Source organism: Marinobacter lipolyticus SM19 (assembly GCF_000397065.2).
Lineage (GTDB): Bacteria > Pseudomonadota > Gammaproteobacteria > Pseudomonadales > Oleiphilaceae > Marinobacter > Marinobacter lipolyticus.
Genome location: NZ_KE007328.1, coordinates 1 through 13396 on the forward strand (window position 1 = coordinate 1; position 13396 = coordinate 13396).

Annotated in this window: 16 protein-coding genes; 12 read left to right on the forward strand and 4 right to left on the reverse strand. The window is 55.2% G+C overall.

What is annotated here, in order from left to right:
• The 3 genes from MARLIPOL_RS15975 to MARLIPOL_RS15985 form a co-directional block, all read left to right on the forward strand.
• Positions 1 to 1436: AlbA family DNA-binding domain-containing protein (locus MARLIPOL_RS15975; RefSeq protein WP_012139340.1), on the forward strand; the 1436-nt coding region annotated here is incomplete at its 5' end.
• Positions 1437 to 1507: 71 nt separating this feature from the next.
• Positions 1508 to 1927 carry a hypothetical protein gene (locus MARLIPOL_RS15980; RefSeq protein WP_012139341.1) on the forward strand — a complete coding sequence of 140 codons (420 nt, stop codon included), beginning with the start codon at positions 1508 to 1510 and terminating at the stop codon, positions 1925 to 1927.
• A gap of 92 nt (positions 1928 to 2019) precedes the next feature.
• A complete protein-coding gene (locus MARLIPOL_RS15985) occupies positions 2020 to 2415 on the forward strand; it encodes a hypothetical protein (protein ID WP_012139342.1) in 396 nt (131 codons plus the stop codon).
• A gap of 136 nt (positions 2416 to 2551) precedes the next feature.
• Here the strand turns inward: MARLIPOL_RS15985 and MARLIPOL_RS15990 are convergent, their stop codons facing one another.
• Positions 2552 to 3592 carry an AraC family transcriptional regulator gene (locus MARLIPOL_RS15990; protein WP_012139343.1) on the reverse strand — a complete coding sequence of 347 codons (1041 nt, stop codon included), beginning with the start codon at positions 3590 to 3592 and terminating at the stop codon, positions 2552 to 2554.
• A 168-nt stretch (positions 3593 to 3760) separates the two neighbouring features.
• Between MARLIPOL_RS15990 and MARLIPOL_RS15995 the strand changes: the two genes are divergently transcribed.
• The 6 genes from MARLIPOL_RS15995 to MARLIPOL_RS16020 all read left to right on the forward strand — a co-directional run bounded on the left by MARLIPOL_RS15995 (position 3761) and on the right by MARLIPOL_RS16020 (position 9428).
• Positions 3761 to 4072 carry a 2Fe-2S iron-sulfur cluster-binding protein gene (locus tag MARLIPOL_RS15995; protein ID WP_012139344.1) on the forward strand — a complete coding sequence of 104 codons (312 nt, stop codon included), beginning with the start codon at positions 3761 to 3763 and terminating at the stop codon, positions 4070 to 4072.
• Between the two features lie 12 nt (positions 4073 to 4084).
• Complete coding sequence (locus tag MARLIPOL_RS16000; protein WP_012139345.1) at positions 4085 to 5473, forward strand: cytochrome P450; 1389 nt, start codon at positions 4085 to 4087, stop codon at positions 5471 to 5473.
• 3 nt (positions 5474 to 5476) lie between these two features.
• The gene (locus tag MARLIPOL_RS16005; protein ID WP_012139346.1) at positions 5477 to 6733 is read left to right on the forward strand and encodes an NAD(P)/FAD-dependent oxidoreductase; all 1257 of its coding nucleotides are present in this window, start codon (positions 5477 to 5479) and stop codon (positions 6731 to 6733) included.
• An 18-nt stretch (positions 6734 to 6751) separates the two neighbouring features.
• Positions 6752 to 7291, forward strand: a complete 540-nt coding sequence (locus tag MARLIPOL_RS16010; protein ID WP_012139347.1) for a CPBP family glutamic-type intramembrane protease — start codon at positions 6752 to 6754, stop codon at positions 7289 to 7291.
• Between the two features lie 5 nt (positions 7292 to 7296).
• Positions 7297 to 8511, forward strand: a complete 1215-nt coding sequence (locus MARLIPOL_RS16015) for a serine hydrolase domain-containing protein (protein WP_012139348.1) — start codon at positions 7297 to 7299, stop codon at positions 8509 to 8511.
• A 158-nt stretch (positions 8512 to 8669) separates the two neighbouring features.
• Positions 8670 to 9428 carry an SDR family NAD(P)-dependent oxidoreductase gene (locus MARLIPOL_RS16020; protein WP_012139349.1) on the forward strand — a complete coding sequence of 253 codons (759 nt, stop codon included), beginning with the start codon at positions 8670 to 8672 and terminating at the stop codon, positions 9426 to 9428.
• A gap of 24 nt (positions 9429 to 9452) precedes the next feature.
• Here the strand turns inward: MARLIPOL_RS16020 and MARLIPOL_RS16025 are convergent, their stop codons facing one another.
• On the reverse strand, positions 9453 to 10148 hold the full coding sequence (locus tag MARLIPOL_RS16025; protein WP_012139350.1) for a cupin domain-containing protein: 696 nt from the start codon (positions 10146 to 10148) through the stop codon (positions 9453 to 9455).
• A 40-nt stretch (positions 10149 to 10188) separates the two neighbouring features.
• Positions 10189 to 10626, reverse strand: coding sequence for a GFA family protein (locus MARLIPOL_RS18460; protein WP_082446216.1), 438 nt, complete (start codon positions 10624 to 10626; stop codon positions 10189 to 10191).
• Between the two features lie 147 nt (positions 10627 to 10773).
• Here MARLIPOL_RS18460 and MARLIPOL_RS18465 point away from each other — a divergent pair, with 147 nt between their 5' ends.
• The gene (locus tag MARLIPOL_RS18465) at positions 10774 to 11127 is read left to right on the forward strand and encodes a YkgJ family cysteine cluster protein (RefSeq protein WP_012139352.1); all 354 of its coding nucleotides are present in this window, start codon (positions 10774 to 10776) and stop codon (positions 11125 to 11127) included.
• Between the two features lie 34 nt (positions 11128 to 11161).
• The gene (locus tag MARLIPOL_RS16040) at positions 11162 to 11638 is read left to right on the forward strand and encodes a YbhB/YbcL family Raf kinase inhibitor-like protein (protein ID WP_012139353.1); all 477 of its coding nucleotides are present in this window, start codon (positions 11162 to 11164) and stop codon (positions 11636 to 11638) included.
• On the opposite strand, the gene MARLIPOL_RS16045 is transcribed toward MARLIPOL_RS16040, so the two are convergent.
• On the reverse strand, positions 11623 to 12438 hold the full coding sequence (locus MARLIPOL_RS16045) for an alpha/beta fold hydrolase (RefSeq protein WP_012139354.1): 816 nt from the start codon (positions 12436 to 12438) through the stop codon (positions 11623 to 11625). The two genes, MARLIPOL_RS16040 and MARLIPOL_RS16045, sit on opposite strands and share 16 nt — an antisense overlap.
• A gap of 196 nt (positions 12439 to 12634) precedes the next feature.
• On the opposite strand from MARLIPOL_RS16045, the gene MARLIPOL_RS16050 reads away from it, so the two are divergent.
• The gene (locus MARLIPOL_RS16050; protein WP_012139355.1) at positions 12635 to 13381 is read left to right on the forward strand and encodes an SDR family oxidoreductase; all 747 of its coding nucleotides are present in this window, start codon (positions 12635 to 12637) and stop codon (positions 13379 to 13381) included.
• The last annotated feature ends 15 nt before the right edge of the window (positions 13382 to 13396 follow it).

The following is a 13396-nucleotide window of genomic DNA, read 5'->3' on the forward strand; positions in this document are numbered from 1 at the left end:
ACGCTGGGGACGGCTCGGAATCGAGTTTTTCTACAGCCTCGTTAGGGAGTAGAGTTTTGCTAGATTATTCGTATTACCCTTTTAAGAACGACTTGGAAAACATTGGTGCCGACGATTTTTTATGCCTTAAATCCGTTTCGGAAGGTTGGTACATTGATTACAAAGTGCAAGGTCTCAAAATACCTGACTTCGCTAAGCATTTGTCCGGCTTTGCAAACCAGTATGGTGGCTGGTTACTTATCGGAGTAGAGGAAAGTTCAGACGGAACTCGAACTGCTTCAAAATTCCCCGGGATACCGAAAGATCAGCTGGAAAAGGTATCGAGAGATATCAGAGAAGCAGCCGCCGCACATGTAAATCCAGAAGTTTTATATGAAGAGCATATCGTCAGCGGACCTATTGAGGAAATAGGGTTAGCGGACGGTTATTGTGTACTCATCATTGGAATACCGATGAGCCTAAACACTCCGCACATCCATTCGTCAGGAAGAATTTATCGTCGGTTATCTGATCAGTCCAAACCCAAAGAAGAAACTGATCGATTCATACTTGACGAGCTCTGGCGACGTGGAGTGAAGCATCAGGAAAAATTAACTCAATTTTTAACAAATATTCCCGATTTACCAGATGCTCAATCAGATACTTCTTGGGTTCACATTTACTTGAGGCCAGCTCAGCATCAAGTAGGACCGGAAAAAAAGTTATCTTTTAAAGATTTCTCAAAAATTATTAAGAATAAGGAAGGTGATGTGTTTGGTGTTTGGAGCCCGATGCAGGCTCTTCAAACCACTGCAAATGGATATTTAGCAAGACAAATCGAAGGCAATGATCCCAGCTTAGCTACACTGAGCTTCAGGTGGTGGCATGATGGCAGGGTTCGCCTCGATATCCCCTTAAATTCATATGACTTTGAGGCCTTTACCAAGATGAGCGGTAAACATAAGTACGTAGAGGAATTTTGTAGTCTAGCTCGAATTCAAGGCTACTCAAAAATAAAGGTTGTTGATTATTCTTTGCTAACTCAGGCTTTGGCTTCTCTTGCAAACCTTTACCTTCAGATATTGAACTTTACAGGCGACAAGAGAGATACGTATTCGTGCTTCACGTTGAGAAATGTATTTTTCACCTCTCCGTATGTGGATTCTGAATTATTCATAGAGAGAGCCCGAGTAAACTCCATTCCCATTACCACTGACAATATAATATCCGTTCCTAGTGAGCCGAAAGAAGAAAATATGTTTTCCCATGATTTTTCCAGCAGGGACGTCGACTTCACCTCACATGAAAAGTACCAGCCAGTTCCGTATTTATATTCGGCACCTATATTTTATAAAATATTTCGCTCCGTGGGAATTGTTTCTAGTCAAGGGGAATTTAGCAAGGATACAGAAGCTTGGGGGTTTGATAAAGTTAACTCTTACCCAAAAGATTCCTAACCATTGCGGTCAAGGGACGGGTCTAACGTCGCGCCCCTGCCGCTGGCGTCATGAACAATAGGGGGCAGCACATGAATAGAATTGAGAGCTCGATTGAGAGACTATTCAAAGCACAACGTAGATATGAAAAGTTCAAGGAACTCTTCCAACAATTTCAACGGAATTTTGCCCTTCTACAAGGCGACAGATTTCCGATCAAAGGAATAGAGTTCGATCATAACGATGGTGAAAGCAGTAATCTACACTTCTTAGGCCGGGACTATAGCATCGAATTTACGATGATTTATGTGGGTGATGCGCTCAAAGGGAAACTAACGTTTAATCGATGTCTTGATGATCAGGCCTCGCGATGTTTACACAGCGTAACGTTCGACGGCCAAGGCGAACTTGATGTCGCCCCTCCTGCCGGCGACGATACTCTGTACATTGATGAGGATTCCTCCTGCCTGGTTTTACTTCTTGACTGGATGAGTTCCGAAATCTATTCATAACAAATCGCGTAAGGCGTATGTCCCTGACAGGCCGCCTCTTCTCTCAGGGTTGAGGCTGTAGAAAAAACCAGAAACGTGATCCGGAAACGTCCATGAACGAGGCTTCAAAAGCACTAATAATCTGGCTAAGCATCCTCGCCCTGGCCATCGCTAACGGCCTGTTTCGGGAGGCTGTGCTTCTGCCAGCGTTTGGGATTCCGGCTGCGTTTGTACTGAGCGGACTGCTACTGTCAGCCCTGATTATTGGCGTGGCGTGGGTATCGCTACCCTGGTTGCGCCTGAGCGGCCCTGGGCAATTCTGGCTGGTGGGGTTTGGCTGGCTCGCACTCACGCTTGCATTCGAGTTTTCCTTTGGGCTTGCACAGGGAAAGTCCTGGCCAGTGATGCTGGAAGCCTACACGTTCAAGGATGGCAACCTCTGGCCTCTCGTGCTTGCGGTAACGGCTTGTGCGCCGTTCATCGCGGCGAAGATCAGGCGCAAGGCCTAGCGAAGATCGCGGCAGGTCCACAATCCTATGATGTCAAAGCAGCCTTTCCAGTACCTTCGTGACAACCTGGGCCACCGTCTTCTGCCCTACCCTATTTGGCCAAAAAGGCTGATGAATGCCGCTACTCAATACCAGGTTACAGGTCTCCCACCTGGCGATACCTGTCCGGTGTCATCCCGCTCCAACGCTTGAATGCGCGCCGGAAGCTGGCGCTGTCATGGTAGTTCAGTAACGTTGCAATGGCTTCTACCGAGAGCCTTCCATCTCGCAGATAACTCCTGGCCTGTCGCGCCAGGATCTCATCACGAATCTGACGGAAACCCACGCCCTCTTGCTTCAAGCGCCGCGACAGCGTGCGTTTGCTGATAAACAGCGCCGCCGCTGCGTCCTCTTCGGTCAGGGTGCCGATCGGAAACGAGAGCATCATGGTTTCGATTTGCCGCCGGCAGCTGTCCGGCTCTCCGCTCAGGTTTGCGAGAATTGCCTCGCATTGCTCCCTCGCCAGAGCATAGCTCTCATGATTGGCCGACACGTTGGGAATCCTGCAAAGCTCCATCGGCGCACGTACAAGCAGCTCGTCGCCAGAGAAGCTGTATTTACCGGGGATATGGTCCGCATAACCTGCGTCTGGTCCCGGGTCCGGGTGCATGAAACAGGTCTGGAACTCGTGGGCAGGTCGACCAATGATGAATTCGGCACATGAGAGCATAGCCAGCGCGCAGATTTCAGCCATGAAACGGCTGGCCTCAGGGCTCATCTCCGCATCAATATTGCAACGGATGATCAACTGGCCATGACTTTGGCTCAGATCCAGCCGGACAAAACTGACGCGTGTCGGCAGAAAGGCCTGGAACGCCTCAATGGCAGCGAGCAGGTTCGGGCTGCTGCTGGCGAGATAACCCATGGGTCCATGGGCGGCCGGTGTCAGTCGCTTCCCAATGCGTAACCCGAGCCTGTCATCCTCCGAGAGGCGCAGGGCATTTTCAATGACCTGTATCTGCTGTTGGGCGGTGAGCCGGGTGGCTTCATCCAGCAGCTGTTCTACGGTGAGGTGCGTTCCTCGCAGCAATTCGGGCAGATTGCCCGCATGCATGCCCAGTTCCTGCGCGATCAGGCGTGTATAGCTGGTTGGAATGCTGGCCAGAGCCGTGGGATTTGCCTGTGTCATCTGATTCATTGTTCTAATTCTTGTCGGACGATCTGGCAATTGTCTTGTTATGTCCCCCTCCTGTCAATTGATGACCTGTTGAGTCCCTCCACCACAGGGCAATCTGACAACCATGAACATCAGCCAGCTCTGGCTGGTATCCAGCCATCAACAGAGCCCGAGGGATTTATGGGATATATGACTTTTATCGAACATGACGGTACCCGGCACAAGGTGGAAATCGAGGCGGACAAATCGCTGATGCAGCACGCAGCGGACAACATGGTGCCCGGCATTGATGCTGACTGCGGCGGCGAATGCGCCTGCGGCACCTGCCATGTGATCGTTGACGAGGCGTGGTATGCGAAGACCGGCAAGATCAACAGCAGCGAGCAGCAGATGCTGGAAATGACACCGGAGGGCGCGCCGACCTCTCGCCTGGCCTGCCAGATCGAGATCACCGATGCCCTCGACGGCCTGGTGGTCCGCCTGCCCGAATTCCAGATGTAAGGGAGACACCCGATGAGTATTTCAACCCGCGCGATGAATCTAAGTGCCCGTCTGGTTCCGATGCATTGGCAAGTCAGGGCTGCCCACCTTGCGCAGCAGGCACTGGACAGGGTCGGTCTGGCGCCGAAGACTCCGGAATTCATGGAATCACCCCTGCCCGATGTGTCCACTATGGCGATTGAAGACATTGATGTCAGCAACCCTTTCCTTTGGCGTCAGGGTTTGTGGGGCTCCTATTTCAAACGATTGAGGGATGAGCAGCCGGTGCACTTCCAGAAGAGCAGCGCTTTCGGGCCCTTCTGGTCAGTCACCCGCTTCGAGGATATCCTCTTTGTCGACAAACGCCACGATCTGTTTTCAGCGGAACCCATCATCACCCTGGGTGATCAGCCCGCGGGGCTGGCGATCGAAACCTTTATTGCTATGGACCCGCCAAAGCACGATAAACAGCGTCAGGCGGTTCAGGGTGTGGTGGCCCCCAGGAACCTCAAGGAAATGGAAAGCCTGATCCGACAGCGCACCCGGGATGTACTGGACCACCTGCCGGTCGATGAGCCTTTCGATTGGGTGAGCAACGTCTCCATTGAGCTGACGGCTCGAATGCTGGCGACGCTGCTTGATTTTCCCTACGAGCAACGGCGCAAACTGGTGTACTGGTCCGATGTGGCGGCGGCCAGCCCGGAGACCACCGGGGGTCAGGTGGAGCGTGACGAGTTCTTCCCGGCTGTCGCCGAGGTCGCCCGATCGTTCTCTGAGCTTTGGAGGGAGAAAGAGGCTCGCCGCGACGCGGGGGAAGAGCCGGGCTTTGACGTGATCAGCATGATGGTCAACAACGAAGACACCAAGGACCTGATCCATCGCCCCATGGAGTTTCTGGGCAACCTGGCGCTGCTGATCGTTGGCGGCAACGACACCACCCGTAACTCGATGACCGGCGGCGTGCTGGCGCTGAACCGGTTCCCGCAGGAATTCGACAAGCTGAAAGCCAATCCGGCCCTTATTCCCAACATGGTGTCTGAAATTATTCGCTGGCAGACACCGCTGGCCTACATGCGCCGGGTTGCAAAGCAGGACGTAGAGCTGAACGGTGAAACGATCCGCAAGGGTGACAAGGTGGTAATGTGGTACGCCTCCGGCAACCGGGACGAACGCGCGATTGATAATCCGGATGAGTTTATTATTGACCGCAAGGGTGCCCGCAATCATCTGTCTTTCGGTTTTGGTGTCCACCGCTGCATGGGCAACCGCCTGGCGGAGATGCAGCTCAGGATTCTGTGGGAAGAGCTTTTGGAGCGATTTGACCGGATTGACGTTCAGGGAGAGCCGGAATATGTTCAGTCGAATTTTGTGCGGGGTTATACCCGCATGATGGTGAAGCTGACCAGAAAGAACAGGGGCTGAGCCATGAGCAATTCAACCTCCAATTCCGCTCAGAACCAGGTATGTGTGATCGTCGGGGCGAGTCATGCGGCAGCGCAGCTCGCCACGAGCCTGCGGCAGAAAGGCTGGGCGGGTGCCATTCGGATGATTAGCGACGAAGGCAGACTGCCTTACCAGCGACCACCGTTGTCGAAGGCGTTTCTGGCCGGTGAAACCGATGCCGACAGCCTGGCCATTCGCCCCCCGGCCTTTTATGCGAAGCACCAGATTGAATGTATCTCCGGCAAGGTGACCGCGATCAACCGCAGGGAAAAGACACTGACGCTCGCCGATGGCAGCGAGCAACGCTACGACAAGCTTGCCTTGTGCACCGGCACCCGGGTCATCCGGTTGCCGATTCAGGGTAAAGAGCTTGCTGGTGTGCACGACTTGCGCAGCCTGGCCGATGTACAAGGTATTCGGCGGGACCTGCCCCGGACCCACCGCGCCGTTATCATAGGCGGGGGCTATATTGGCCTGGAAACGGCAGCATCCTTGCGTAAGCAAGGCATTGAGGTGGTGGTGCTGGAGAGGGCTGAACGCGTTCTGCAGCGTGTAACAGCACCGGAAGTTTCGGCGTTCTACCAACGCATTCACGAGGAAGCCGGTGTCGTCATTCACACTGACATAGCCGCCACAGCGTTTGAGGGCGAGGAACGCGTTGAACGAGTCGTTTGTGCCGATGGCACCTCATACCCTGCGGACATGGTCATCGTGGGTATTGGCGTGACCCCGAATAGCGAGCTTGCCGAGGCTGCAGGACTAGAGACCAATAACGGCATCGTGGTGGATGAATACTGCCAGACGCAGGATCGCGATATCGTTGCGGCCGGGGATTGTGCCAATCAATGGGATCCGCACTCTGGTCAGTGGCGGCGGCTGGAGTCCGTTCCCAACGCGATGGAGCAGGCCAAGACCGCCGCTGCGACTTTGTGTGGGGAAAGGTCAGCGCAGACCAGTCTGCCCTGGTTCTGGTCCGACCAATACGACCTAAAACTGCAAATAGCCGGCCTGAGTCAGGGGTACGATCAGATTGTGATTCGTGGCACCACCGATTCGGGTCGAAGCTTTGCTACGTTCTATTTCAGGGAGAGGCAACTGATCGCCGCTGACTGTGTTAATCGCCCGTCTGAATTCATGCTTGCCAAAAAACTGCTCAGCCAAAAACAAACACCCGATCCCACGCGGCTTGCGGACGATACCATCACCGTCAGAGAATTGATGGCAGAGATGGCCGATTGAGGTTAAAAGCGTGACCCGATGATGTCAAAACAGCCTTTCAGGTACCTCCGTGACAACCTTGGCCAGAGTCTTCTGGCCTCACCTTTCCGGGCCCCATTGAAGGCCTGGGCACTGGTGCCGGTGTTTGCCATTATTGCGGTGTCGGTCGGTTTTGCGGCCGGGTTATTTCAGTTTGGATGGCTGGACTCCATCCTCGCGCCTTTGCTGCCCTTCCTTTTGTTTGTGTTTCCGTCCTTTCTTGAAGAAGCCTTCTTCAGGGGTGTGCTTATCCCGCGGAATGTATTGGATTCTGGCGTCGTAAAGACCGCCTGGGCTGTGGGGATCAGCACGGTTGTCTTTGTGGTGTGGCACCCGCTCAATGCGCTGGCGTTTAATCCCACGGCCATTCCTTTGTTCCTGAACCCCTGGTTTCTGGTGATCACCTGTGCCCTGGGCGTCACCTGTGGCTATGGCTATGCCCTCTCCCGGTCTATCTGGGTGCCGGTGATTATTCATTGGGTTACAGTGTCGGTTTGGGTGCTATTTCTTGGCGGCAGAAATCTCGTACTGGAGCTGTAATCACTATGAGGGAATCGAAACAGGTCACCGGCCTTTCATCAGGCCACCTTACTCACATTGAAGACCATCTTGACCGACGCTATATCCAGCCGGGGAAATTGCCCGGCGCGCTGACACTGGTGGCCCGGCGTGGGGAAATTGCCTATCTGAAAGCTCAGGGGCTGATGGATGTGGAGCGCAACAAGCCGGTCTGCCGGGATACGGTGTTCCGCATTTATTCCATGACCAAACCGATTACGTCCATCGCCATGATGCAGCTCTATGAGCAGGGGCGGTTTTTGCTGGATGATCCCGTACACAAGTATATTCCGGCCTGGAAAAACCTGCGGGTTTACAACAGCGGTGTGTATCCCAACTTCCTGACCACACCCGCAACCAGCACCATGACCATTCGCGACCTGTTCACCCATATGTCAGGCCTGACCTACGGGTTCATGAACCGCACCAACGTGGACGCCGCCTACCGGGAGCTGAAGCTCGATGGCGGCCGGAATCTGACGCTGGAAGCGCTGGTCGGTCATCTGGCGGAAGTGCCGCTGGAGTTTTCACCGGGTACCGCCTGGAACTATTCGGTCAGCACGGATGTGCTGGGGTATCTGGTGCAGTTGCTGGCTGATCAGCCGTTTGATGAGTATTTGCGCGAGCATATCTTTGAACCATTGGCCATGCCCGACACCGGCTTCCATGTTCGTGACGATCAGCTCAACCGTTTCGCCGCCTGCTATCAGTACGATCCGGTCGACCAGTTCAAGCTGCAGGACGATCCGCAGACCTCCCCTTTCCGGGACAAAAGGAGGTTTCTGTCTGGTGGCGGCGGGCTGGTTTCCACCATTGACGATTATTTCCACTTTGCCCAGGCACTCTGTCAGGGCGGCGAGTTTGGCGGGCGGCGGATTATTGGCCGAAAGACTCTGGAATTCATGCGTCGCAATCACCTGCCCGGCAATCAGGACCTGCCTGGCCTTTCTGTCGGTCCGTTCAGCGAAACACCCTATGCCGGGACCGGCTTCGGTCTGGGCTTTTCGGTAAAGACGGACGTCGCCAAATCCCAGATCAATGGCTCGGTCGGCGAGTATGGTTGGGGTGGCCTGGCGAGCACCAACTTTATTATCGATCCGGTGGAGGAGCTGGTGGTGATCTTCATGACGCAGCTGATCCCCTCCTCCACCTACCCGATCCGTCAGGAATTGCGGGCTATTGTGAATGGCGCGTTGGTGTAACGGTTTCTAACCTTAAGCACGCAGACCCCGATGGCCACGTTTGGGGGGGGGGCGATGTGGATGGCTATGTCAGCTTTTCCCGCTGGGCTTTGATCGTAATAGCGTAGGCGTACGATAGGACACAGGCCACCCCGAACAACGATGAAAGGCGGATATCAATGGATCTTGAACTGAAAGGCAAGAACGCTGTGGTCACCGGCGGCAGCAAGGGCATTGGCCGCTCCATCGCCCTGGCGCTGGCCGCCGAAGGTGTGAATGTGGCCATCTGCGCCCGCAGCGCCGGGGCGCTGGGAGAAACGGCCCGCGAGATCGAATCGCTGGGGGTGACAGCTTATCAGCAGTCCTGCGACGTTGCTGACGAAGACAGCCTTGATGACTTTCTGGAAAACGCCCACTCTGAGCTCGGCAGTGTCGATATCCTGGTCAGCAATGTATCCGCTCTCGGGGTCGGCAACGACCTCAAGGCATGGGAAACCAATGTCAGCCTGGATCTGATGGCGTCGGTCCGGGCGGTGTTGAAGGTGGTGCCCTGGATGAAGGAAGCCGGTGGTGGCAACATCATCCTGATGTCCTCCATTTCCGGTATCGAAGTCGGCACCACCCAGCCTTATGCCGCCACCAAGGCCGCGCTGATCAGCTACGCCAAGTCACTGGCGGTGGACCTGGGGCCGAGCGGTATCCGGGTGAACTCCATCGCACCGGGCTCCATTGAGTTTCCCGGCGGGATTTGGGACAAGGCGAAAACCGATAACCCCGACCGCTACCACGGTACCCTGAAAAAGATCCCCTGGGGCCGTTTCGGGCGTCCGGAGGAAGTGGCGAATGTGGCCGTTTTTCTAGCTTCGGATAAGGTAGCGAGCTGGGTCACGGGTGCCTGCATTCCCGTCGACGGCGCGCAGCACAAGACCAATATGTAACGGTTAGAACAAAACAAGGAAGAACTAACGCGAAAGAGCAAAAGCGCCTGCGTTCAGCACACTGTGCCTGAGATGGCGCCGCTTGATCCAAACCGTCGCGGCTTTGGGGCCCGCAACCAGGCTCGCGTAATCGTCGGGGGGCAGCCTCAGCCAGGATTGAGGCTCGTAGTCTTCACCGTCAACGGTGAGTGTTCCATCAACCACCAGCATTTCGAAGCCCCCGGGGTCGCCGATCCTGACCGACGCCCCGGGCGCTATGGTTTCTAATTGAACCGTCTCTCGCTCATCTTCGAACAAGGGTGACACGGCAACATCCGGCCGCTCGGGATCGGTTATGCGGCCGATTCTGTTGGTATCGATTCTGACGAACGTGCGATCGTCGGGATCAAACTGGTGCAGTTTCACGAACATCAGGCAGCCTTGCTCTGCCCCGGGCGTATGGCGTGACGTCGGTGGGTTACGCACGTAGGTTCCCGCCGGGTAATCGCCATGCTCGTCCTGGAAAACCCCATGCAGGATCAGGAACTCTTCACCGCCGTCATGGGTGTGGGGTGAGAATGCACTGCCCTTCGCGTAGCGCACCAGGGATGTGGCTCGTGCCACCTCTTCGCCAATCCGGTCGAACATGCGCCGGTCGACACCGGGCATGGGGGAAGGAACCCAGTCCTGGCGCGCTCCGTGAACCACTGCGCGTTTGTTAAAATCCGCATTGATCAGCATAGGATTCCGTTTCCCCTAAAGCTCGCCAAATCCAGTATAGTCACGCGGAAGGCGGCCAGACGAAGTCAGGCCGCAGCCCCTCATAAACGGGACGACCATCATCAGGGCGAGGTGCGCCCGTGGACTCGTCAAAAAACGCATGGTAAGTCGGGGGCAGGCTCTCTGGATCGTACCCCATGAGGTTCGGAACAATCGCGCGGATTCGTCTTTGTTTGTCATCCAGCATGATGGGTGTGCCACACGTGGCGCAGGTACACAGTTCAAGTGGTCCATCCGGATTCTGATCGTTGAAAGGTTGTCGGTTCAGGCCTTCCCGATTGTCCACTGTCAGGTCACGATGGTTGAAGAAGACGACATGGGTCGACTCTTGCCCGGTGACACGTTTACAGACAGAACAATGGCAGATGTGGTTGTCTATCGGATCATTACTTGAATGGGTGTGGATATGATCACAACCCCCGGCATATTTCTGTGACATGGCTCGTTCCCCTCTGGTTGAGGTTATACGCCGTGGATCCCCGGAAAGGGATCCTGAGACTCAAAGTATGGAACCTAGCTGCGTATGCCACAAGGTCCGTGAAAATGAGAGACTGGCCCCTGTCCGTTTTTAATCAGTGAGTGATTCATGAAGAAGATTGACGCGAGGAACGTGCCTGACAGTGACGTGACATGCGCCACATGTGAAGCGAATTGTTGTCGCCTGGAGGTCATGTTGATTACGGATACGGGGGTGCCTGAAAAATACGTCGAGTTGGACAGTTGGGGTGGAATGACCATGGCCCGCCTGGACGACGGATGGTGTGCCGCTTTAGATCGTTCCACCATGCTTTGTAGTATTTACGAGCACCGCCCACTGATCTGCCGTGAATTTGAAATGGGCGGCTACGACTGCCTTGCTGAAAGAGTCTCGCTCCCCCAGGTAAGGACTTCCCCTGAAGTTGTTGAAAACACACCAACTCGGGAGGATCATGGAATGTAAGCGTTTGACCCTTTGCGAAAGAAGGAGGGACACCATGGCCTTCGCACTGTCTTCCATGACGGTAACCTGCCCTGACTTCGGTCCGGATGGCCAGCTTCACACCCGGCATACCGGAGAAGGCGCCGACCTCTCGCCCGGCTTGTCCTGGAGCGGCGAGCCCAAGGGAACCCAATCCTTTGCGGTGATCTGTCACGACCCTGACGCTCCGCAGGTGAAAAACGGCTCCTACGGTTTTGTGCACTGGGTATTGTACAACCTGCCAACCTCGACACCTTATCTGGATGAGGGCTCGGACAAGGGCACCCACGGCGCCAACGACTTCGGAACCAGTGGCTATGGCGGTCCCATGCCTCCCCGGGGCCATGGCCGGCATCACTATTATTTCTGGGTATTGGCTCTGGATCAGCAACTGGACCTGCCCGCCGGTCTCACTCTGGGCGAGTTGCTCGAGAAAGTGGAGCCTCATCTGATGGGCATGAACCGGCTGGTGGGGGTCTATGAGCGCAGCTGATTGCAAAAGCGCTCGATACGGTCCGCGACTTCGGCAGGGTGAGTCATGTGGAGGCAGTGGCCTTCCCCCTTTGTCAACGAAAACGTACTTCCGGGCATCCGCTCATGCATATAGTGACCAATCCTTTGATCGGCGAAAGCGTCAGTTTCGCTCTGCAGGATCAATGCGGGATGCTTTGAGTCGGGAAGGATGTGGCGATAATCCGAAAAGAACGTGGCACGGGCGAAAACCCTGGCAGCTCTGATATCGTTTGAACAGAAGGTTTTGGCCAGATCATCAATCATTTCCTGTGGTGCCTCGCGCCCCATGACCAGCGGGGCCAGGAAACTGGCCCACCCCAGATAATTTCTCTCCATCAGGTCGAGAAGTTCCTGGAGATCCGCCTGTTCAAAGCCGCCCAGGTAGTCGGGGGGAATGTTCAGAAAACAGGGAGATGGACAGATCATCGCCAAGCGGTCAAAGAGGGCCGGATTCGCCTGGCAAGCAAGAAGGCCGATCATGCTGCTTACCGAATGGCCCACGAGAATCACGTCCTGAAGCTCAAGCGCCTCACAAATCTCCGTGACGTCCCTCGCATAGCCTTCCAGTGATCCGTAACGATCCGGGTCAAACGCCGATATACCCGAGCCGCCTGAGCCGACATAATCAAAAAGTACCAGTGTGTAACGCACCGGCAATCGCGGCACCAGATATCTCCACATGGTCTGATCCCAACCAAACCCATTGGCAAGCATCATGGAGCGGGATCCATCCCCGATCAGGTGGACATTATTCCTGAGGACAATCTTCTGGAGGTTCATCAGCCACTCCTTGTGCCGAAGGCTCAAGTCGGGCACCTATGATTTAAGAATAGACTCAAGGTACAAGAGCGTCCACGGTGGTTTATTGCCCTTTCATCTCAGCAAGTACTACCGCAAGGCCTTTACGCCCAGTTTCCATGACCGCCATTCATGCTAGTCTGAGCCCAGACTTCCCGAACACAACAAGGCAAATTCAATGCGAAAGAACATTCTGATTACCGGTGCCAGCACCGGCCTCGGTGAAGGTATGGCGCGCGAATGGGCCGCCAAGGGCTGCAATCTGGCGCTGTGTGCCCGGCGGGCCGATAAGCTGGAGGCGCTGCAACGGGAGTTGCAGCAAGCTTATCCCAACATTCGGGTGCTGGTGCGAGGGCTGGATGTGTGCGACTACGATCAGGTATTCGAGGTGTTCCGTGGCTTTCGGGATGAGTTGGGCAGTCTTGACCGCGTGGTGGTTAACGCGGGCATTGGCAGCTCCCAACCCATAGGCCGGGGACATTTTGCCGCCAACCGGCAAACGGCCGAAACCAACTTTATAGCGGCCATCGCTCAAAGCGAAGCGGCCATGGAAATCTTCCGGGAGCATAACAGCGGCCATCTGGTGCTGATGTCTTCGGTAAGCGGCGTTCGCGGTTTCCGTGGCCCTCTTAACGTTTACGCAGCCACCAAAGCCGCCGTGGCGTCATTGGCGGAAGGCCTGCAATTGGATACCAAGGGCAAACCCATTAACGTCAGCAACATTTTGCCCGGCTACATTCTGACGGACATCAACCGCGGTACCAAGAATGCGCCCTTCCGGGTGGACCTCGAAACCGGCGTCAAGGCTTTGGTGAAAGCCATCGAGTCTGAAAAACGCCGCGCCTATGTGCCCTGGTGGCCCTGGACACCGCTGAGTTACGTGTTGAAGTCCCTGCCCTTCGGAATATTTTCAAGGGCCATGTAAGCGGTTCGTCAGCCT